The sequence below is a fragment of the Streptomyces sp. NBC_00358 genome (assembly GCF_036099295.1).
In the GTDB taxonomy this organism is placed as follows: domain Bacteria; phylum Actinomycetota; class Actinomycetes; order Streptomycetales; family Streptomycetaceae; genus Streptomyces.
In genome coordinates this window covers 7,937,034-7,956,324 of the sequence record NZ_CP107976.1, presented here as the reverse complement: position 1 = coordinate 7,956,324, position 19,291 = coordinate 7,937,034, and the positions used below count along the sequence as shown (strand labels likewise).

The window sequence follows — 19,291 nt, the reverse complement described above, 5'->3', positions numbered from 1 at the left end:
AAGGCGGCGCGGCACCATGGCGACGGCGACGAACAAGCCTGCCGGTGACGGCCTCACGGAGATGTCGTGGGACCCGATCACCCGCATCGTGGGCAGTCTCGGCATCCACACCAAGATCGACTTCAAGGCGAAGCGGGTCGCGGAGTGCTACAGCACCTCGTCCGTCTTCCGCGGGTACAGCGTGTTCATGCGCGGCAAGGACCCGCGCGACGCGCACTTCATCACCAGCCGGATCTGCGGCATCTGCGGCGACAACCACGCCACCTGCTCCGTGTACGCCCAGAACATGGCGTACGGCGTGGCACCCCCGCACCTCGGCGAGTGGATCATCAACCTCGGCGAGGCCGCGGAGTACATGTTCGACCACAACATCTTCCAGGAGAACCTGGTCGGCGTGGACTACTGCGAGCGGATGGTCCGCGAGACCAACCCCGGAGTGCTCGAACTCGCCGAGCGCACCGAGGCCCCGCACGCGGCCGACCACGGCTACCGCACCATCGCCGACATCATGCGCTCGCTCAACCCGCTGGAGGGCGAGTTCTACCGTGAGGCGCTCCAAGTGAGCCGCTACACACGGGAGATGTTCTGTCTGATGGAGGGCCGCCATGTGCACCCCTCCACGCTCTACCCGGGCGGTGTCGGCACGGTCGCGACCATCCAGCTCTTCACCGACTACCTGACCCGGCTCACCCGCTACGTGGAGTTCATGAAGCGGGTCGTCCCGCTCCACGACGACCTCTTCGACTTCTTCTACGAGGCCCTGCCCGGGTACGAGGAAGTGGGCAGGCGCCGGGTGCTGCTGGGCTGCTGGGGCGCGCTGAACGACCCGGAGTACTGCGACTTCCAGTACGCCAACATGGAGAACTGGGGCCGGCGGATGTTCGTCACCCCGGGCGTCATCGTGGACGGCAAGCTGGTCACCAACAGCCTCGTCGACATCAACCTCGGCATCCGCATCCTGCTCGGCAGCTCGTACTACGAGGACTGGTCGGGCATGGAGAAGTTCGTCGAGCGGGACCCGCTGGGCAACCCCGTCGACGAGCGGCACCCGTGGAACCAGCACACCATCCCGGCCCCGCAGAAGCGGGACTTCGACGACAAGTACAGCTGGGTGATGTCACCGCGCTGGTTCGACGGCACCGACCATCTGGCGCTGGACACCGGTGGCGGCCCGATCGCGCGGCTGTGGTCCACGGCGCTGTCCGGGCTCGTCGACATCGGCTACATCAAGGCCACCGGGCACAGCGTGCAGATCAACCTGCCGCGCACGATGACCAAGCCGGAGATGGCGCTGGAGTGGAAGATCCCGCAGTGGAGCAACGCCCTCGAACGCAACCGGGCCCGTACCTACTTCCAGGCGTACGCCGCCGCTGCCGCCCTCCACTTCGCCGAGCAGGCGATGGAGGAGGTGCGCGCCGGACGCACCCAGACCTGGGAGAAGTTCGACGTGCCGGACGAGTCGATCGGCTGCGGCTTCACCGAGGCGGTCCGGGGCGTCCTCTCCCACCACATGGTGATCAGGGACGGCAAGATCGCCAACTACCACCCGTACCCGCCGACTCCGTGGAACGGCAGTGTGCGCGACAGCTACGGCACACCGGGCCCGTACGAGGACGCGGTGCAGAACACGCCCATCTTCGAGGAGAACCCGCCCGACACCTTCAAGGGCATCGACATCATGCGGGCCGTCCGCAGCTTCGACCCCTGCCTGCCGTGCGGCGTGCACATGTACGTCGGTGGCGGGAAGACCGTCCAGCAGACGCACATGCCGACGGGGCTGAGCGGACTGGCGGTCTGACCTTCCCCCGGGATCCGTACCTTCACCAAGGTCCGGACTCCCCGGAAACCGACCTCCCGCACGATCTGACCTTCCTCAGAAGAGGGGTTTGCCGATGGCCGGACAGGAGACGGGCGAGCGGATAGGCGCGCTGCTCGACGAGCTGGCGCAGCAGGCGGGACCGGAGGCGCGCGACACCGCGGACGAACTCGTGCGCTGCCTCATGGAGTTCTACGGCGAGGGCCTGGCCCGGACCGTACGCCTGCTGCGCTCCGCCCCGGACGGCGCGGATCCCCTCGCCGTCCTCACCGCCGACGAACTCGTCAGCGATCTGCTGATCCTGCACGATCTGCATCCCGAGGACACCGCGACCCGGGTGGGCCGCGCCCTCGACAAGGTCCGCCCCTACCTCGGCTCGCACGCGGGCGACGTCGAGGTGGCCGGGCTCGATCTGGAGGCGGCGGACGGTCCGACGCTGCGGCTCAGACTGCGCGGCAGCTGCGACGGCTGCCCGTCCTCCACCCAGACCGTGCGCTGGACCATCGAGGAGGCGGTCGCCCGGATCGCACCCGAGGTCGAGCACATCGAGGTCGAGGGAATGGCCGAGGAGAGCCCGCAGCCCGCGTTGCTCCAGATCCTGCCGCACCGCCCGGACGACGCTCCAGGCGATCCGGCTCCTTCCCCGGAACCCGGCGATCCGGCGCGCTGGTACACCCTGGGCCCCCACGCACTGCCCCTGGGCGAGAGGGCCACCGGGGTCACCGAGGTCGCCGGCCGCACCCTGCTGCTGGTCCGTCTGCCGGGGCAGCTCTACGCCTATCGCGACCGCTGCCCGGTCTGTGCCGCCAGCCTCGCTCCGGCGGCACTGGACGGCGAACTGCTGCGGTGCGCGGGCTGCGCCGCCGAGTTCGACGCGCACCGGGCGGGCCGGGGAGACCGGGGCCACCTGGAGCCCGTACCGCTGCTGGAGGAGGACGGGTCGGTACGGGTGGCACTGCCCGGCGAGCTGCTGGGGGCGGGGCCATGACCACCGACGTGCTCAAGCAGTTCACCCGCAGGCCGCCGCCCGAGGGCGAGCGCTGCGACCTGTGCGGGGAACCGCTGCCCGCCGCGCACCGGCATCTCGTCGACACCTCCAGACGGTCCCTCAAGTGCGCCTGTCCGCCCTGCCATCTCCTCTTCCTCCGGCCGGGCGCGGGGCAGGGCCGCTTCCGGGCGGTCCCGGACCGGTATCTCACCGATCCCGGCTTCGTCCTGGACGAGGCGGACTGGAACCGGCTGCAGATCCCGGTCGCGCTCGCCTTCTTCTTCCGCAACTCCGAACTCGACCGGCTCGCGGCCTTCTACCCGAGCCCGGCGGGCGCCACGGAGAGCGAACTCGATCCGGAGACCTGGGACTCGGTGCTCGGACGCAGCCGGCTCGCGGAGCTGCTGGAACCCGATGTGGAGGCGCTGCTGCTGCACCGCGGACGCGGCGGCTCGGTGACGTGCACGCTCGTCCCGGTCGACGTCTGCTACGAGCTGGTCGGCCGGATGCGGCTGCACTGGAAGGGCTTCGACGGCGGCACGGAGGCACGCGCGGACATCGAGGAGTTCTTCGAGCGGATCACGGCGGCCGCCCGTCCGCTGACGAACGCGGGGAGCGCGGAGAACCCCGGGGGTACCCCGTGACCGATCTCCAGTTCACCTGCACCGGGGTGCGCCCCGAGCCCTACGGAGCCGGGCCGACACTGCTGTTCGGGCTGCGCATCGAGGAGGCCGATCACCAGCCCGTGCACGCCGTCGCGCTGCGCTGCCAGATCCGTATCGAGCCCGCCGGACGGTCCTACGATCCGGACGAGGTCGGCATGCTGGGCGACCTGTTCGGCGAGCCGAGCCGCTGGAGCAGCACGCTCAAGCCGTTGCAGTTCACCCACGCCTCCATCACCGTACCGGCGTTCACCGGCTCTACGGAGGTCGACCTCCCGGTGCCCTGCACCTACGACACCGAGGTCGCGTCCGCTTCGTACTTCCGGGCGCTGTCCCGCGGTGAGATCCCGCTGCTCCTGCTCTTCTCCGGCACGGTGTTCACCGGCCGGGACGGTTTCCGGGCCGAGCCGGTGCCGTGGCACAAGGAGACGGCGTACCGGATGCCGGTGGACGTGTGGCGGAACATGATCGAGCAGTACTTCCCCAACTCGGGCTGGCTGCGCGTCCGGCTGGACGTGCTGGACGCCCTGCGCCGCTACCGCTCCTCGCGCGCGCTGCCGTCCTGGGAGCGGGTCTTCGAGGAACTCCTCGCCACCGCCGACGCGAAGAAGGGGGCCGACTGAGATGAGCAATCCCCTGGAGAGCCGTTTCGAGCAGGCCCGCGCGGTGGCCGACGCCGTCCTGTTCGAGGGATACGTCCTCTACCCCTACCGCGCCTCGGCCGCGAAGAACCAACTGCGCTGGCAGTTCGGCGTCCTGGTGCCGCCCGCCTGGACCGCCACGACCGGGGAGCACTCCGTGCAGCGCACCGAGTGCCTGTTGGAACCCCGCGACGGCGACCGGCTCCACGCCGAACTGCGCTTCCTGCACGTACGGCGGCGCACGGTCGAACGGCTCGACCCCGACGGGGGCTACACGGAGGTCCCCGAACTCGACCTTCCCGACCGGGTGTTGGTGCCATGGGACGAGGGGCACGAGGAGCGTGTCCTGATCCATGAGACGTTCGCCGAACTGACGGGTGATCAATTCGCCGCCCACGCCGTACGGTTCGACCTGCCGGACGCCGTCGAATACGAGCCGGTCACCGACGCCGAGGGCCGGACGCTGGGCCGCCTGGTGCGGCGCAGGCGGCGACTCACCGGCGAACTGCGCCCGCGCGTCGAGGAGTTGCCGGGCCCCTACCGGGTGCTGCGGCTCACGGTGAGCGTGCACAACACCACCACCGCACCGGAGCACGCCGGTACCGACCGCGAGACCGCCCTCGCCCACAGCCTGATCGGCACCCATCTGCTGCTCGGCGTCCCCGGCGGACGGTTCCTGTCCCTGACCGACCCGCCCGAGTGGGCCCGCCCGGCCGCCGCGAGCTGCCGGAACGACCTCACCTGGCCCGTACTCGCGGGAGAGCCCGGTACGGACGACGTCATGCTGTCCTCGCCGATCATCCTGGAGGACCACCCCGCCGTCGCCGAGGAGAGCCCGGGGCCCCTCTACGACGCCACCGAGATCGACGAGATCCTCTCGCTGCGCACGGCCGCCCTCACCGAACGCGAGAAGCGCGAGGCACGCGGCACCGACACCCGCGCCGCCGCCGTCATCGACCTGGTCGACGACATGCCGGAGGCGGTCCGCGAGCGGCTGCACGGGGCGATCCGGGGGCTCCGTGAGATCACCGGCGAGGACCTCACGGGCGAGCCGCTCCCCGCTGCCCCCGACACCGGGCCGAGTCTCCCCGAGGGCCCCGGACACCCCTGGTGGGACCCGGCGCAGGACGCCGAGGCCGCCGAGGTGCCGGGCGCCGTCGTCATCGACGGCGAGACCGTGCGGGCCGGCAGCAGGGTCCTGCTCACCCCCGGCGCCCGGCGGACCGACGCCCAGGACGCCTTCCTCCTCGGCCGGCACGCCACGGTCGAGGCCGTGGTGGGCGACCTCGACGGCGAGACGCATCTCGCCGTCGTCGTGGACGACGATCCCGGCACCGACGTACGCCGTGCCCAGGGCCGCTTCCTCTACTTCAAGCCCGACGAGGTGGCCCCGCTCAAGGAGGAGGCGCCATGACCGGACCTGATGGCACCGCCCCGTCCGGCGCTCCCGGCCGGGAGCAGACACCCCGCGTCCTGGTCGCCGGAGTGGGCAACGTGTTCCTCCAGGACGACGGCTTCGGGGTGGAGACCGTACGGCGACTGGCGGTCCGCGGACCCGAACTGCCGCCCGGCGTCGAGCTGATGGACACCGGCATCCGCGGAGTGCACCTCGCCTACCGGCTGCTGGAGGGCTATCAGGCCCTCGTGCTGGTGGACATCGTCAGCCGCGGAGGCCCGCCGGGCACGCTCTACACGATCGACGTGGGGCCCGGACCCCCCGCGGCACGGCCCGAGCCGGGGCCGCTGGACACGCACGCCATGGACCCCGCCACCGTGCTGGCCCTGCTGCACGATCTGCACGCCGGCGCGGGCGGCACCCTCCCCCAGGAGGTGTACGTCGTCGGCTGCGAACCCCGCGACACCGACGAGGGGATGGGGCTGACTCCCCCGGTGGCCGGTGCGGTGGACGCCGCCGCCGACCTGGTGCTCGACCTGGTACGCCGCGCTGCCTCGGTACCCCAGAGGAGCTGACCGAGGAACTGACCGAGGAGCTGACCACGATGGAGGCAAGGATGGAATGGCAATGGGTGGGCCTGGCCGCGGGCCTTGTAGTGGCCTACGGAGTCGCGAGGAACCTGTCGGACATCCGCCGCTACTTGCGCATGCGGCGCATGTGATCGGGCGGCCGCGCATGATCCGGTGGGCGCGGGCCGGCGCCCGGCCCCGCGCCCTCGCGCCGGCCCGCGCGGCCGCCGACGTCCTCGAGCTGCACATACCGCTCCAGGAAGAGATGCAGGGTGCCGTGGAGTTCGCCCAGGCGGACGAACCACAGGGCGAGGTTCATGGCGCCCTGCTGGGTGATCGCGTAGACGCGGCGCGCGGGACCGCTCTCCGAGGCGTGCCAGTGCGAGGTGACCTCACCGCTGCTCTCCATGCCCCGCAGCAGCCGGTACACATGGGCCTGGTCGGCGTCACCGCAGCCGAAGGCGCCCAGGCGCTGCACCAGCTCATAGCCATGACCTTGGCGTTCGGCCAGCAACAGGAGCAGCACCGGGGTGAGCAGAGCGCGTCGCTCGACCTCATGCCCAGTCATCGTGTTCTCAGAGTAACCAGCCCCGTGCGCGCCCCACATCCCGGCGACGCGCGGGGGCCCGGCGGCTCGGCGGCGGGAGGTGCGGGCCGTGCATGAGCTGTCCATCGCCGTGGCGGTCGTCGAACAGGTCGAGGAAGCCGTACGGGCACAGGGCCGCGGGGTCGAGACACTGACCCTGCGGATCGGCGAGCTCGCGGGGGTGGTGCCCGAGGCGCTGGACTTCTCGTTCGGCCTGGCGACGGAGGGCACCGCGCTGGCGGGGACCCGCCTGCTGATCGAGACTGTCGATGCGCGGGGCCGCTGCGACGGCTGCGGCCGTGAGGCGCCGACCGGAATGCCTCCGGTGCTGTGGTGCGCCGCCTGCGGGGCCACGCTGACCCTGCTCGGCGGCCGGGAACTGGAGATCGTCGGGGTCACCCTGACCGACGGGCCCCGGGACGGGAAGGGTCCGGACGACGGGCCACGCGCCGCCCCGTCCGGGCTGCCGGTACACGACGAGGAGGCGGGCCATGTGCCGCACCGTTGACCTGCATCAGGCCGTGCTCGCCAAGAACGACGAGAACGCGCTGGCCCTGCGGGGCTACCTGGGTGACCGCGGCACGGTGGCGGTCAATCTGCTGTCCAGTCCGGGCAGCGGCAAGACGGCCCTGCTCGAACAACTGCTGGGGCGCGCCGTCGCGGGCGGTACACCGGCCGCCGCCGTCACCGCCGACCTGGCGACCGAGAACGACGCGACCCGGCTGGCCCGCTCCGGCGCACCGGTGCAGCAGATCCTCACCGACGGGCTGTGCCATCTGGAGGCGGGCATGCTCCAGCGGCGGCTGGAGGGCTGGCTGCCCGAGGGCACCCGGCTGCTGTTCGTCGAGAACGTCGGCAATCTCGTCTGTCCCGCGTCCTACGACCTCGGGGAGACCCTGCGCGTCGCGCTCGCGTCGGTGACCGAGGGCGAGGACAAACCGGTCAAGTACCCGGCCGCGTTCGGGCTCGCGCACCTGGTCGTGATCACCAAGACCGACATCGCGGACGCCGTCGACTTCGACCGGGAGGCGTTCCTGCGGGGTGTCCAGCAGGTCAATCCCGGCGTGCCGGTCCTGGAGACCTCGGCCCGCACCGGCCAGGGTGTCGACGCTCTGCTGGCCCATGTCCTGCGCTGCGCGGCCGGCGACGAGACGCACGTACCCGTCCTGGCCCGGCAGCACGAGCGGTACCTGCACAGCCACGGACCCGGCGACGGGAACGGACACGGACAGCCGCGGGGGGACGGCCAGGCACAGGCGCACGGCGACGGGCCCGCGCACAGCGACGGGGACGGACACGTGCACACCGCCGGGCACCCGTTGGAGCGGGAGCACGAGCACGAGCCGGGGGCCGAGCGCAGTCCGGTGCGGGGGCGCACGCCGTGACACCGGCGCCGGGCCGCGAGCGCAGGCACGTCACCGTCACGGGCGTCGTCCAGGGAGTGGGTTTCCGGCCCTTCGTGTACACCCTCGCGGAGGAACTCGGGCTGACCGGCTGGGTCACCAACAACGCGCGGGGCGTCGAGGCCGAGGTGGAGGGCCCGGCCGCCGACGTGGCCGCGTTCTGCGCGCGGATCGGGACCCGCCCGCCGCCGCTCGCGGTCGTCGAGTCGGTCGAGCACCGTGCCGTACCGCTGGAGAACGACGGCTCGGTGTTCACCATCCGCCCCTCCTCCGGCGGGCCGGGCCGCACGCTGGTCTCCCCGGACACCGCGACGTGCGACGCCTGTCTGAGCGAACTCGCGGACCCCGCCGACCGGCGGTACCGGCACCCCTTCATCACCTGCACGCACTGCGGTCCGCGGTTCACCATCGTGACCTCGCTGCCGTACGACCGGGACAGCACCACCATGGCGGGCTTCCCGATGTGCGCGGACTGCGCCCGTGAGTACGCGGACCCGGCCGACCGGCGCTTCCACGCCCAGCCGATCGCCTGCCCCGCCTGCGGCCCCCGGCTCACCCTGCGCACCGGGCCGGACGATCCGGGCGAGCTGCGCGACGGACAGGCGCTCGCCGAGGCCCGTCGGCTGCTGGCCGAGGGCGCCGTGGTGGCGGTCAAGGGGATCGGCGGCTACCACCTGGCGTGCGACGCGGGCGATCCCGCCGCCGTCCGCACCCTGCGCAAACGCAAGAACCGCGGCGGCAAACCCTTCGCGGTGCTGGCAGGCTCGCTGGAGACCGTCCGGCGGCTGGCCCATGTCGGCTCGCTGGAGCGGGAGTTGCTGCTCGGGCCGCGCAAGCCGGTGGTCCTGCTGCGGCGGCGGGCGGGCGCCGGTGGCGAGATCGCGGCGGGAGTCGCGCCCGGCAGCCCCGACCTCGGCTTCATGCTCCCCTACACCCCGGTGCACCGGCTGCTGCTCGGGCTGCCCGGTGATCCGCCGGGTCCGGACGTCCTCGTCATGACCAGCGGAAACCGCTCGGGCGAGCCCATCGTCACCGACGACGACGAGGCGCTCACCCGGCTGGCGGGACTGGCCGACGCCTGGCTCGCGCACGACCGGCCCATCCACGTGCCCTGCGACGACTCGGTGGTCCGGGTCTGCGCGGGAGCCGAGCTTCCGGTGCGCCGCTCGCGCGGCTACGCCCCCTTCCCCATCGCGCTGCCCGTGCCCGTGGTCCCGGCGCTGGCGGTGGGAGGGGACCTGAAGAACACCTTCTGCGCCGGGGACGGCCGTTACGCCTGGCTGTCCGCGCACGTCGGGGACATGGACGACCTGGCCACCCTGACCGCCTTCGAGCGGGCCACCGGCCATCTGACGGACCTCACCGCCGTCGCGCCGCGCCTGCTGGTCGCCGACCGGCATCCCGGCTATCGCGCCACCCAGTGGGCGCGGCGCGCCGCCGAGGAGCGCGGCCTGACGCTGCGCCAGGTGCAGCACCATCACGCCCATGTCGCCTCGGCGATGGCCGAGCACGGTCTCGACGGTTCGGCCCCGGTGATCGGGGTCGCGTTCGACGGGACCGGTTACGGCGACGACGGGGCCGTGTGGGGCGGCGAGGTACTGCTCGCCGACTACGACGGATACCGGCGGTTCGCCCATCTGGGCTATGTGCCGCTGCCGGGCGGCGACGCGGCCGTACGCAACCCCTACCGGATGGCGCTGTCGCATCTGCGGGCGGCGGGGCTGCCCTGGCGGGACGAGCTGCCGTGCGCCGCGGCCGCCACCCCCGAGGAGCGGCGGCTGCTCGAACGGCAGCTGGAACGCGGGCTCAACTGCGTTCCCACGTCCAGCATGGGACGCCTCTTCGACGCGGTGTCCTCGCTCGCGGGAGTCTGCCACCGGGTGGAGTACGAGGCGCAGGCGGCGATGGAGCTGGAGAACGCGGCGCTGGGCGACCTGGCTGGGCCGCTCGCCGACGACGAGCGGAACGACGCGTACCGGTTCATGCTGAGAGCGGTCCGTCAGGACCCCGAGGTGCCGCTGATCGCCGATCCGGCGCCGGTCCTGGCCGCCGCCGTCGCGGACGTCCGGGCCGGTGTCACGGCCGGGCCGGTGGCCCGTCGGTTCCATCGGGCCGTGGTCGATCTGGTCCTGGAGGTGTGCACGGTGGCACGAGTCAGGACCGGCATCCGCACGGTCGCCCTCAGCGGCGGGGTGTTCTGCAACGCCCTGCTCACCGAGGGCTGCGGCGCCGTCCTGGAACGCGACGGCTTCACCGTACTGAGGCACCACAGGGTTCCCCCCAACGACGGCGGTCTGGCCCTCGGGCAGCTGATCGTCGCCGCCCGAGCACGGGACTAGCGCGACAGGAGCGCTGGAGCGAGTCAGGAGCGAGTCATGTGTCTGGCCGTACCCGGCCGAGTGCTGGAGATCGAGGAACGCGACGCGACGCGGATGGCCAAGGTGGACTTCGGCGGCGTCGTCAAGGACGTGTGTCTGGAGTACGTGCCGGACATGAAGGTCGGTGACTACGCCATCGTCCATGTGGGATTCGCGTTGCAGCGGCTGGACGAGGAGTCGGCGAAGCAGACCCTGGAGCTCTTCGAGAACCTCGGAGTGCTGGAGGAGGAGTTCGGCGACGCCTGGGGCAAGGCCGCCCGGGACGCCGGCGCCGAACGCCCCGCCGGAACCGGACTCCCGCCCCTGGAGGGCGCCGAGAAGGAGGCGCGGTCATGAAGTACCTGGACGAGTTCAGCGATCCGGTCCTCGCCAAGCGGCTCTTCGACGACATCAGGGCGGTCACCACCCGGCCCTGGTCCATCATGGAGGTCTGCGGCGGACAGACGCACTCGATCATCCGCCACGGCATCGACCAACTCCTCCCCGAGGAGATCGAGTTGATCCACGGGCCGGGCTGCCCGGTCTGTGTGACCCCGCTGGAGATCATCGACAAGGCGCTGGAGATCGCCTCCCGCCCGGACGTGATCTTCTGCTCCTTCGGCGACATGCTGCGGGTGCCCGGCAGCGGACGCGACCTGTTCAAGGTCAAGAGCGAGGGCGCGGACGTACGCGTCGTCTACTCGCCGCTGGACGCGCTGAAGATCGCGCAGGAGAACCCCGACCGGCAGGTCGTGTTCTTCGGCATCGGCTTCGAGACCACGGCGCCGCCCAACGCGATGACCGTCTATCAGGCCAAGAAGCTGGGCATCGCCAACTTCAGCCTGCTGGTCTCGCACGTCAAGGTGCCCCCGGCCATCGACGCGATCATGAACTCGCCCGACTGCCGGGTGCAGGCGTTCCTCGCCGCCGGGCACGTCTGCACCGTGATGGGCATGGGCGAGTACCCCGAACTGGCCGAGCGCCACCGGGTGCCGATCGTGGTGACCGGTTTCGAACCGCTCGACATCCTGGAGGGCATCCGCCGCGCGGTACGCCAACTGGAGGCGGGACAGCACACCGTGGAGAACGCCTACCCGCGCGCGGTGCAGGCCGAGGGGAGCCCGGCGGCCCGCGCCATGCTCTCCGACGTCTTCGAGGTGACCGACCGGGCCTGGCGCGGGATCGGCATGATTCCGCAGAGCGGCTGGCGGCTGTCCCCCAAGTACCGCGAGTACGACGCCGAGTACCGCTTCTCGGTGACCGGCATCCAGACCGAGGAATCGACCGTCTGCCGCAGCGGCGAGGTGCTCCAGGGCCTCATCAAGCCGCACGAGTGCGCCGCGTTCGGCAAGGAGTGCACCCCGCGCAATCCGCTGGGCGCGACGATGGTCTCCAGCGAGGGCGCGTGCGCCGCCTACTACCTCTACCGGCGGCTGGAGACCCCGGACAAGGAGGCGAGCTCCGTTGGCTGACTCGGCATACGCTCCCGTCGACTTCTCGTCCTGGACCTGCCCGGCGCCGCTGCGCGACCACGACAGGATCGTGATGGGGCACGGCGGTGGCGGCACGCTCTCCGCGGAACTGGTGGAGCACCTGTTCGCGCCGGCCTTCGGCGGCGACGTGCTCGCCGAGCTCGGCGACTCCGCGCATCTGCTGCTGGGCGGGGCCCGGCTGGCCTTCTCCACCGACTCCTTCGTCGTACGGCCGCTGTTCTTCCCCGGCGGCAGCATCGGGGACCTCGCCGTCAACGGCACGGTCAACGACCTGGCCATGGCGGGGGCCGTACCGGCCTACCTCTCCTGCGGGTTCATCCTCGAAGAGGGCGTCGAGCTCTCCGTCGTGGGGCGGGTGGCCGAGGCGCTCGGCGAGGCGGCCCGGACGGCCGGGGTGGTGATCGCGACCGGCGACACGAAGGTCGTCGACGCGGGCCACGGCGACGGCATCTTCATCAACACCGCCGGGATCGGGCTGATCCCGGACGGCGTCGACATCCGTCCGCAGCGAGCGGCCCCCGGTGACGTGGTGCTGGTCAGCGGGCCGATCGGCGTGCACGGTGTGGCGATCATGAGCGTGCGGGAGGGGCTGGAGTTCGGGGTCGAGATCCAGAGCGACACCGCCTCGCTCGCCGGGCTGGTCGCGGACATGCTGGCCGTCTGCCCCGACATCCACGTGCTGCGCGATCCGACCCGCGGCGGCCTGGCCACCTCCCTGAACGAGATCGCCTCGGCGGCGCGGGTCGGCATCACCCTCGACGAACGTGCCCTGCCGGTCCCGGACACGGTCGCCAACGCCTGCGCCTTCCTCGGCCTCGACCCGCTGTACGTGGCCAACGAGGGCAAGCTGGTGGCGTTCGTGGCGGCCGAACACGCCGACGCCGTGCTCGCGGCGATGCGCGCCCACCCGCTCGGCAAGGAGTCCGTGGCGATCGGCCACTGCGTCCCGGACCACCCGGGCATGGTCGTCGCGGCCACCGGTCTGGGCGGCACCCGCGTGGTGGACATGCCGCTCGGGGAGCAACTCCCGCGCATCTGCTGAGCCGCCCCGCCCGCCGGCACCCGTCCGCCGGCATCGAACGCTCCGAGGCCGGTCCTCGGTGACGACCCGCGTCGCGCGGGCGCCACCGGGGGCCGGCCTCTTCCCTGTCCGGGGCGTGCAACCCTCTCGCAACGTCCGGGATGGTCGGCTGTCCCGTGAACGCCGTGAGACCCGAGGGGGAGCGCCGATGGAAGTCGTCCCGCGCGTGGAGCTGACGCCCGCGGCCGCCGAGCTGCTGCGGCGACTGCGCACCCAGCACGGACCGCTGATGTTCCATCAGTCGGGCGGCTGCTGCGACGGCAGCGCGCCCATGTGCTACCCGGAGGGGGAGTTCCGCACCGGTGGCTCGGACGTGCTGCTGGCCGAGCTGGCGGTCGAGGGCGTCGACGAGCCGATCACCTTCTGGATCTCGAAGAGCCAGTACGAGCTGTGGAGTCACACGCGGCTGATCGTGGACGTCGTGCCGGGCCGGGGCAGCGGTTTCTCCCTCGAAGCACCCGAAGGAGTGCGTTTTCTGATCCGTTCGCGCGTCGTCGGCGCCTAGCCGCCGGCCCGGGTACCGTCCTCTGGTGCAATTCCCCTGAGTCCTGCGAAAGTTGACGAGACATCAGGGGGCACTGTGACGCGTCGAAGCGGACGGTTCAGAACAGCACTGACGGTCTTCACGGCAAGCGGAGCGCTGGCCGGTGCCGCCCTCGTGGGTGCGGCGCCGGCCAGCGGCGCGGAGGGCGCGACCGACATCGCGCCCGGCGTCGAGTACACACAGCTGGACATCCCGGCGGCCAAGGGAGTGGCGCACGCGCATGTGCTGAACATCGATCTGCGCAATCCTCATGTGCGCGTCGACCTCCTTCACCCCGGCGCCGTGGCGTCCAGGGAGCCGGTGTCCGAGCTGGCCGACTCCCGGGGCGCGGTCGCCGGGGTGAACGGCGACTTCTTCGACATCACGGAGACCCAGCATCCGGGCGTCGAGGCGACGGGCGCGACCGTGGGTCCGGCGATCGCGAGCGGCCGCGGGCTCAAGGCCGCGGTCCCGAACGGCCAGCGGTTCGGCCCCGCCCTGCCGCCAGGCACGACCACCGAGGACGTGTTCGGTGTGGGCGTCGACCGCCGGGCCCGGCTGGACAGCGTGGCCCTCGACGGGTCCGTCCGCAGCCCCGACGGCACCTGGCCGCTCGGCGGGTTCAACCAGTACGCGCTGCCGGTCGGCTCCGTCGGCGCGTTCACCGCGGACTGGGGCAGCGTCTCGCGGGTGCGCGCGACCTGCGGCACGGACACGGACCGGGCCGCGCCGTGCAGCACAGACACCTACGAGGTGACGGTCCGCCGCGGGCGGGTCGTGTCCGCCGCCGACGCTCCGGGCGGCGGAGCCATCGCCCCGGGCACCACCGTGCTGGTCGGCCGCGAGGCGGGCGCCCAGGAGCTGCGGAGACTGTCCGTGGGCGAGTGGGTGGGAGTGCGGCACCGCCTGGTGGCGAAGTCCTCCCGGGTGCCGTACCGGTTCGCGGTCGGCGGCTATCCGATGATGACCGACGGCGTGCCGCTGCCGGGTCTGGACGACAGGACCTCCGCCGTACGGACCGCGGTGGGCTTCTCCGACCACGGACGCCGGATGCAGCTCCTCGCCCTGGACGGCGCCCCGGAGTTCCGGAGCGGGCTCACCATCGCCGAAGTGACGGCGGCCATGAGGCAGTTGGGCTCGCAGGACGCCTTCAGCCTCGACGGCGGCGGATCCACCACGATGGTCGCCCGGTGGGCGGGGGCGGCCACCGTCAGTGTCCTCAACCATCCGAGCGGCGGAGCGGAGCGCCCCGTCCCGAACGGGATCGGGGTCTTCACGCGTCCGTGACGCGGCGGCACGTCATGGCGTCAGGCTGCCCACGATGTCCGCCGTCGCGGTGAGACCGCTGTGGATGGTCGGGGCCATGCTCGTGCTGGCCAGCAGGAATCCGAGCAGGGCGCAGACCAGCGCGTGGGAGATCTTCAGCCCTCCGTTGCGCAGGAAGATCACCGCCAGCACCAGGAGCAGCAGCACCACAGAGATGGAAATGGCCATCGTCAACCTCCTCCGCCACGTCCACTTCGCGGCGTTCGGCCGTAAGTGTGGCGTAGCGGAGGGTCCGTCCGGGCGGTTGACGTGTCCCCCGAACGGGTGGTCTTCCACCGTCGGTCGCGGGCGTCCGGGAACTCCGCGGGACCGCCCAGGTCATCGGCGTTCCTTGGACGTTCCCCCGCACGTCGCGGGCGCACGGAAAGGCCCGCCCCGGGTGGGGCGGGCCTTTCTCGGGACGTTGTCAGGGCGCCTGGAGATCGACCAGTTCGGCCAGGGCCGCGCGGTGGGCGCCGGCCGTGCCGTAGGCGATCGAGTCGGCCTTGGCGCGCTTGAGGTACAGGTGCGCCGGGTGCTCCCACGTCATGCCGATGCCGCCGTGCAGTTGGAGCGCCTCCTCGGCGGCGTGCACGGCGGCGGGTGCCGCGTACGCCTGGGCGACGGCGACCGCGAGGTCGCTGTCCGCGCTGCCGGTGGCGAGCGCGTCGGCGGCGTTCCGGGCGGCGGCGCGGGTGTTGACGACCTCCAGCCACAGCTGGGCCAGCCGGTGCTTGAGCGCCTGGAACCCACCGACGGGCCGGTTGAACTGCTTGCGCTCCTTGAGGTAGCGGACGGTCTCCGTCAACGACCGGTCGGCGAGCCCGAGCTGCTCGGAGGCGAGCAGTCCGGCGCCGGCCCGCAGGGCGCGCCGTACGGCCGGTTCGGCGTCGCCGAGCCGACGGCCGGGGGCGCCGGTGAGCGTGACGGTGGCGAGGGGGCGGGTGAGGTCCAGGGACACCTGCGGGGTGATGGTCGCGACGGAGGCGTCCACCGCGTACAGGCCTCCGTCGTCCGCGGGCACGAGCAGCAGGTCCGCGCCCGCCGCATCGGCGATGCCCGTCAGCTCACCGTGCAGAGCGCCGTTCTCCAGCCGTACGGTCGCGAAGGCGGCGCCGGGAGCGATGTGCAGCCCGACGGTCAGCGCGCCGATCGACGTGGCGGACGCCAGCCCTGTGAGCAGGTCGTCGGCGCCGCACTCCAGCAGTGCCTCCGTGGCGACCACGGCGCTCGTCAGATACGGCACGGGCGCGACCGCCCGGCCGAGTTCCTCCAGGACGACGGCGGCTTCGCGGTGCGTGGCTCCCTGGCCGTCCAGTTCCTCCGGAACCAGTAGGCCCGCCAGGCCCATTCCGTCGGCCAGCGCCTTCCACAGAGCGATGTCGTGCGGGGCGTCCGACTCGGTGCGCGCGATCACCGAGGCGGGGTCGCAGCGGTCGGTCAGCAGGTCCCGGACCGCCGACCGCAGAGCCTCTTCCTCCTCGGTGTAGAGGAGATCCGGCTGGGTGCTCTCCTGGCTCATCGGGCGAGGTCCTTCCATGCGACGTCCTTGTCGGTGCGCGGCTCGGACGGCAGGCCCAGAACGCGTTCGGCGACGATGTTCAGCAGGACCTCGCTGGTCCCGCCCTCGATGCTGTTGCCCTTGGAGCGCAGGTAGCGGTACCCGGCGTCCCGGCCGGTGAAGTCGACCAGCTCCGGCCGGCGCATCGTCCAGTCCTCGTACAACAGGCCTTCCTCGCCGAGGAGTTCGACCTCCAGCCCGCTGATCTCCTGGTTGAGCCGGGCGAAGCCGAGCTTCATGCCGGCGCCGTCGTGGCCGGGCTGGCCGACGACGAGCTGCTGGCGCAGCCGCTCGCCGGAGAGCCGGGCGACCTCGGCCTCGACCCACAGCTTCAGCAGCCGCTGGTGCGTGTCGTGGGTACGCAGTTCGGGCCGCTCGCGCCAGGTCTTCGAGACGGGGCCGATCATGCCGCCCTCGCGCGGGATGCGCATGCCGCCGATGGAGACGCGCTCGTTCATCAGGGTGGTCTGCGCGACCCGCCAGCCGTCGCCGACCTCGCCGAGGCGGTGCGCGTCGGGGATGCGGACGTCGGTGAGGAAGACCTCGTTGAACTCGGCCTCGCCGGTGATCTGGCGCAGCGGCCGCACCTCGACACCCGGGTCGGTCATGTCGCAGATGAAGTAGGTGATGCCGCGGTGCTTGGGCACGTCCGGGTCGGTGCGGGCGATGAGGATGGCCCAGCGGGCGACGTGGGCGCTGGAGGTCCACACCTTCTGCCCGTTGATCACCCAGTCTCCCCCGCTCCCGTCCTCGGTGGTGTCCGAGCGGACGGCGCGGGTGCCGAGGGCGGCGAGGTCCGAGCCCGCGCCGGGCTCGCTGAAGAGCTGGCACCACACCTCCTCGCCGACCCACAGGGGCCGCAGGAAGCGCCGCTTCTGCTCCTCGGTGCCGAAGCCGAGGATGGTCGGGGCGGCCATGCCGAGGCCGATCCCGATCCGCCGCGGGTCGTTGTCGGGCGCGCCCGCGGCGGCCAGTTCGGCGTCCACGACGGCCTGGAGGCTGCGCGGTGCGCCGAGGCCGCCGAGGCCCTCGGGGTAGTGCACCCAGGCGAGTCCGGCGTCGAAACGTGCCTTCAGGAAGTCCAGTCGGTCGGTCTCCAGGGGAGGATGCGCGGCGAGCAACTCCTCGGTGCGGCGGCGCAGTTCGGCTGCGTCGGTCATGCGGCGGCTCCGTTCTGAAGTGCGGGGACCACGGCGATCCGCCCGGTGGTGACTCCGTCGGCGACCCGCTGCACGGCGGCGGCCGCCCCGCTCAGCGGCACCCGCTCGCTCACCAGCGGCTTGATCGCGCCCCGTGCGGCCAGCTCGGTGAGCTGCTCGTGGCAGTGCAGGACGAGCTTGGGGTTCTTGGTGTTGTACAGGCCCCAGTGCAGGCCGAGGATCGCGTAGTTCTTGACGAGGGCGTGGTTCAGCGCGGGGCTGGGGATGGAGCCGCTCGCGAAGCCGACGACCACGATCCGGCCCTCGAAGGCGACGACCTTGGTGGACTGGGTGTAGGCCTCGCCGCCGACGGGGTCGTAGATCACGTCCGCGCCGCGTCCGCCGGTCGCCGCCTTGACGGCGCCTATGACGTCCTCGGCGCGGCGGTCGATGACGACGTCGCAGCCCAGTTCGCGCGCCACGGCGGCCTTGTCGGCGCCGCCCACGACACCGATGACGGTCGCTCCGGCCGCCTTTCCGAGCTGTACGGCCGCGCTGCCGACCCCTCCGGCCGCCGCGTGGACGAGCAGGGTCTCGCCGGCCTCCAGCCGGGCCCGGCGGTGCAGGCCGAACCAGCCGGTCTGGTAGCCGATGTGCAGGGCCGCGGCCTCGGCGTCGTCGAGGGCTTCGGGTGCCGGGAGCAGGGCGGCGGCGTCCGCGACCGCGTACTCGGCGAATCCTCCGTGCGGCAGTGCGGGGTTGGCGATCACCCGGCGCCCGTCCTCGGTCTCGCCGCAGATCTCCACCCCGGGCGTGAACGGCAGCGGTGGCCTGACCTGGTACTGGCCGCGGCACATCAGCGCGTCGGGGAAGTTGATGTTCGCGGCGCGCACCTTGAGCAGGACCTGACCGTCACCGGGGGTCGGCCGATCCACCTCCTGAAGGCGCATCGCCTCTGCGGGCTCGCCGTTCTGGTGCACTTGCCATGCCTGCATGCGGGGCCTCCAGGGGACTGCCGTCGTCTGACCGGGGTCGATCGCATACTAAGCGGTCGCTTGCCCACCTGGGAACAGCAGGCGTCCGTCGTCTTCGCCACGCGCGCCGCGAGCCGTCCCGCCGCCCGCCCTCACGGCTCCTCGCCCCGCGCCCTGGGCCGCGCCCGTACGTGCATCCGCTCCCCCTGCGGCCCGAACAGGCTCAGGAACTCCACGGGCCCCTCGCCCGTCGACCCGAACCAGTGCGGAACCCGGGTGTCGAACTCCGCCGCCTCCCCCGCCCCCAGCACCACGTCGTGCTCGCCGAGCATCAGCCGCAGCCGCCCGGACAGCACGTACAGCCACTCGTAGCCCTCGTGCGTCCGCGGGTCCGGTTCCGGGGTCCGCTGCGGTTCGACCACCTTGTAGGCCTGGAGTCCGCCGGGCTGGCGGGTCAGCGGCCAGTGCGTCCGGCCGCCCCGCACGATCGGCTCGGCGCGCACCCGGGGGTCACCGACGGGCGGTGCGCCGACCAGTTCGTCCAGCGGGACCTGATGGGCCCGCGCGATGGGCAGCAGCAGCTCCAGGCTGGGCTTGCGCAGCCCGGACTCCAGCCGCGAGAGCGTGCTCACCGAGATGCCGGTCGCCTCGGACAGCCCGGCCAGCGTCGCACCGCGGTCCTTCCTGATCCGGCGCAGCCGCGGACCCACCTCGGCGAGGACCTCGTCCGTCGCCGCGTCGCCGGTCGCCCTGGGCCCGGCCCCGCCGCTCACCCCCGCGGGGGCGCCCCTCATCCC

21 protein-coding genes are annotated in these 19,291 nt (G+C 72.2%); 15 read left to right on the top strand and 6 right to left on the bottom strand.

What is annotated here, in order from left to right:
* The first annotated feature begins 16 nt into the window (after nucleotides 1–16).
* From OHT01_RS34060 to OHT01_RS40225, 7 genes are all read left to right on the top strand, one after another.
* Nucleotides 17–1,798 (top strand): nickel-dependent hydrogenase large subunit, encoded by a 1,782-nt coding sequence (locus tag OHT01_RS34060; protein WP_328556945.1) that lies wholly within the window; start codon nucleotides 17–19, stop codon nucleotides 1,796–1,798.
* Between the two features lie 94 nt (nucleotides 1,799–1,892).
* A complete protein-coding gene (locus OHT01_RS34055) occupies nucleotides 1,893–2,804 on the top strand; it encodes a NifU family protein (protein WP_328556944.1) in 912 nt (303 codons plus the stop codon).
* On the top strand, nucleotides 2,801–3,448 hold the full coding sequence (locus tag OHT01_RS34050; RefSeq protein ID WP_328556943.1) for a DUF5947 family protein: 648 nt from the start codon (nucleotides 2,801–2,803) through the stop codon (nucleotides 3,446–3,448). The genes OHT01_RS34055 and OHT01_RS34050 overlap by 4 nt, the downstream gene beginning before the upstream one ends.
* Nucleotides 3,445–4,089 carry a DUF6084 family protein gene (locus OHT01_RS34045; RefSeq protein WP_328556942.1) on the top strand — a complete coding sequence of 215 codons (645 nt, stop codon included), beginning with the start codon at nucleotides 3,445–3,447 and terminating at the stop codon, nucleotides 4,087–4,089. Before OHT01_RS34050 ends, OHT01_RS34045 begins: the two co-directional genes overlap by 4 nt.
* A gap of 1 nt (nucleotide 4,090) precedes the next feature.
* The gene (locus OHT01_RS34040) at nucleotides 4,091–5,521 is read left to right on the top strand and encodes a hypothetical protein (RefSeq protein WP_328556941.1); all 1,431 of its coding nucleotides are present in this window, start codon (nucleotides 4,091–4,093) and stop codon (nucleotides 5,519–5,521) included.
* Nucleotides 5,518–6,078, top strand: coding sequence for a hydrogenase maturation protease (locus tag OHT01_RS34035; RefSeq protein WP_328556940.1), 561 nt, complete (start codon nucleotides 5,518–5,520; stop codon nucleotides 6,076–6,078). Before OHT01_RS34040 ends, OHT01_RS34035 begins: the two co-directional genes overlap by 4 nt.
* Nucleotides 6,079–6,107: 29 nt before the next feature.
* A complete protein-coding gene (locus OHT01_RS40225; protein WP_392180883.1) occupies nucleotides 6,108–6,224 on the top strand; it encodes a DUF6893 family small protein in 117 nt (38 codons plus the stop codon).
* Here the strand turns inward: OHT01_RS40225 and OHT01_RS34030 are convergent.
* A complete protein-coding gene (locus OHT01_RS34030) occupies nucleotides 6,200–6,640 on the bottom strand; it encodes a helix-turn-helix transcriptional regulator (protein ID WP_328556939.1) in 441 nt (146 codons plus the stop codon). The genes OHT01_RS40225 and OHT01_RS34030 overlap by 25 nt on opposite strands.
* 88 nt (nucleotides 6,641–6,728) lie before the next feature.
* Between OHT01_RS34030 and OHT01_RS34025 the strand changes: the two genes are divergently transcribed.
* The 8 genes from OHT01_RS34025 (at nucleotide 6,729) to OHT01_RS33990 (ending at nucleotide 14,802) form a co-directional block, all read left to right on the top strand.
* A complete protein-coding gene (locus OHT01_RS34025; RefSeq protein WP_328556938.1) occupies nucleotides 6,729–7,166 on the top strand; it encodes a hydrogenase maturation nickel metallochaperone HypA/HybF in 438 nt (145 codons plus the stop codon).
* Nucleotides 7,150–8,043 carry a hydrogenase nickel incorporation protein HypB gene (gene hypB, locus OHT01_RS34020; protein ID WP_328556937.1) on the top strand — a complete coding sequence of 298 codons (894 nt, stop codon included), beginning with the start codon at nucleotides 7,150–7,152 and terminating at the stop codon, nucleotides 8,041–8,043. The genes OHT01_RS34025 and hypB overlap by 17 nt, the downstream gene beginning before the upstream one ends.
* Entirely contained in the window at nucleotides 8,040–10,400 is a 2,361-nt protein-coding gene (gene hypF / locus OHT01_RS34015) for a carbamoyltransferase HypF (protein WP_328556936.1), read from the top strand. Before hypB ends, hypF begins: the two co-directional genes overlap by 4 nt.
* A gap of 36 nt (nucleotides 10,401–10,436) precedes the next feature.
* The gene (locus tag OHT01_RS34010; RefSeq protein ID WP_328455029.1) at nucleotides 10,437–10,775 is read left to right on the top strand and encodes a HypC/HybG/HupF family hydrogenase formation chaperone; all 339 of its coding nucleotides are present in this window, start codon (nucleotides 10,437–10,439) and stop codon (nucleotides 10,773–10,775) included.
* A complete protein-coding gene (gene hypD / locus OHT01_RS34005; RefSeq protein WP_328556935.1) occupies nucleotides 10,772–11,890 on the top strand; it encodes a hydrogenase formation protein HypD in 1,119 nt (372 codons plus the stop codon). Before OHT01_RS34010 ends, hypD begins: the two co-directional genes overlap by 4 nt.
* A 73-nt stretch (nucleotides 11,891–11,963) precedes the next feature.
* Nucleotides 11,964–12,953, top strand: a complete 990-nt coding sequence (gene hypE / locus OHT01_RS34000; protein WP_443043559.1) for a hydrogenase expression/formation protein HypE — start codon at nucleotides 11,964–11,966, stop codon at nucleotides 12,951–12,953.
* A 187-nt stretch (nucleotides 12,954–13,140) separates the two neighbouring features.
* Nucleotides 13,141–13,497 carry a DUF779 domain-containing protein gene (locus tag OHT01_RS33995; RefSeq protein ID WP_328556933.1) on the top strand — a complete coding sequence of 119 codons (357 nt, stop codon included), beginning with the start codon at nucleotides 13,141–13,143 and terminating at the stop codon, nucleotides 13,495–13,497.
* 75 nt (nucleotides 13,498–13,572) lie between these two features.
* The gene (locus OHT01_RS33990; protein WP_328556932.1) at nucleotides 13,573–14,802 is read left to right on the top strand and encodes a phosphodiester glycosidase family protein; all 1,230 of its coding nucleotides are present in this window, start codon (nucleotides 13,573–13,575) and stop codon (nucleotides 14,800–14,802) included.
* A 12-nt stretch (nucleotides 14,803–14,814) separates the two neighbouring features.
* Here OHT01_RS33990 and OHT01_RS33985 read toward each other — a convergent pair whose 3' ends face one another.
* From OHT01_RS33985 to OHT01_RS33965, 5 genes are all read right to left on the bottom strand, one after another.
* Entirely contained in the window at nucleotides 14,815–15,009 is a 195-nt protein-coding gene (locus OHT01_RS33985; protein ID WP_261704269.1) for a hypothetical protein, read from the bottom strand.
* A 238-nt stretch (nucleotides 15,010–15,247) separates the two neighbouring features.
* Nucleotides 15,248–16,360, bottom strand: a complete 1,113-nt coding sequence (locus OHT01_RS33980) for an acyl-CoA dehydrogenase family protein (protein ID WP_328556931.1) — start codon at nucleotides 16,358–16,360, stop codon at nucleotides 15,248–15,250.
* Entirely contained in the window at nucleotides 16,339–17,541 is a 1,203-nt protein-coding gene (locus OHT01_RS33975) for an acyl-CoA dehydrogenase family protein (protein ID WP_328556930.1), read from the bottom strand. Before OHT01_RS33975 ends, OHT01_RS33980 begins: the two co-directional genes overlap by 22 nt.
* Nucleotides 17,538–18,515, bottom strand: coding sequence for an NADPH:quinone oxidoreductase family protein (locus tag OHT01_RS33970; RefSeq protein ID WP_328556929.1), 978 nt, complete (start codon nucleotides 18,513–18,515; stop codon nucleotides 17,538–17,540). Before OHT01_RS33970 ends, OHT01_RS33975 begins: the two co-directional genes overlap by 4 nt.
* Nucleotides 18,516–18,646: 131 nt before the next feature.
* Nucleotides 18,647–19,288: a helix-turn-helix domain-containing protein gene (locus tag OHT01_RS33965; RefSeq protein ID WP_328558360.1), complete on the bottom strand. Its 642-nt coding sequence runs from the start codon at nucleotides 19,286–19,288 to the stop codon at nucleotides 18,647–18,649.
* Nucleotides 19,289–19,291: the final 3 nt, after the last annotated feature.

What these genes read in the sequence shown, in the direction of transcription:
- OHT01_RS34060 (WP_328556945.1), top strand. Translation starts at nt 17, where the DNA reads ATGGCGACGGCGACGAACAAGCCTGCCGGTGACGGCCTCACGGAGATG.
- OHT01_RS34055 (WP_328556944.1), top strand. Translation starts at nt 1,893, where the DNA reads ATGGCCGGACAGGAGACGGGCGAGCGGATAGGCGCGCTGCTCGACGAG.
- OHT01_RS34050 (WP_328556943.1), top strand. Translation starts at nt 2,801, where the DNA reads ATGACCACCGACGTGCTCAAGCAGTTCACCCGCAGGCCGCCGCCCGAG.
- OHT01_RS34040 (WP_328556941.1), top strand. Translation starts at nt 4,091, where the DNA reads ATGAGCAATCCCCTGGAGAGCCGTTTCGAGCAGGCCCGCGCGGTGGCC.
- OHT01_RS34035 (WP_328556940.1), top strand. Translation starts at nt 5,518, where the DNA reads ATGACCGGACCTGATGGCACCGCCCCGTCCGGCGCTCCCGGCCGGGAG.
- OHT01_RS40225 (WP_392180883.1), top strand. Translation starts at nt 6,108, where the DNA reads ATGGAGGCAAGGATGGAATGGCAATGGGTGGGCCTGGCCGCGGGCCTT.
- OHT01_RS34030 (WP_328556939.1), bottom strand. Translation starts at nt 6,640, where the DNA reads ATGACTGGGCATGAGGTCGAGCGACGCGCTCTGCTCACCCCGGTGCTG.
- hypB (WP_328556937.1), top strand. Translation starts at nt 7,150, where the DNA reads ATGTGCCGCACCGTTGACCTGCATCAGGCCGTGCTCGCCAAGAACGAC.
- OHT01_RS34010 (WP_328455029.1), top strand. Translation starts at nt 10,437, where the DNA reads ATGTGTCTGGCCGTACCCGGCCGAGTGCTGGAGATCGAGGAACGCGAC.
- hypD (WP_328556935.1), top strand. Translation starts at nt 10,772, where the DNA reads ATGAAGTACCTGGACGAGTTCAGCGATCCGGTCCTCGCCAAGCGGCTC.
- hypE (WP_443043559.1), top strand. Translation starts at nt 11,964, where the DNA reads ATGGGGCACGGCGGTGGCGGCACGCTCTCCGCGGAACTGGTGGAGCAC.
- OHT01_RS33995 (WP_328556933.1), top strand. Translation starts at nt 13,141, where the DNA reads ATGGAAGTCGTCCCGCGCGTGGAGCTGACGCCCGCGGCCGCCGAGCTG.
- OHT01_RS33985 (WP_261704269.1), bottom strand. Translation starts at nt 15,009, where the DNA reads ATGGCCATTTCCATCTCTGTGGTGCTGCTGCTCCTGGTGCTGGCGGTG.
- OHT01_RS33980 (WP_328556931.1), bottom strand. Translation starts at nt 16,360, where the DNA reads ATGGAAGGACCTCGCCCGATGAGCCAGGAGAGCACCCAGCCGGATCTC.
- OHT01_RS33975 (WP_328556930.1), bottom strand. Translation starts at nt 17,541, where the DNA reads ATGACCGACGCAGCCGAACTGCGCCGCCGCACCGAGGAGTTGCTCGCC.
- OHT01_RS33970 (WP_328556929.1), bottom strand. Translation starts at nt 18,515, where the DNA reads ATGCAGGCATGGCAAGTGCACCAGAACGGCGAGCCCGCAGAGGCGATG.
- OHT01_RS33965 (WP_328558360.1), bottom strand. Translation starts at nt 19,288, where the DNA reads ATGAGGGGCGCCCCCGCGGGGGTGAGCGGCGGGGCCGGGCCCAGGGCG.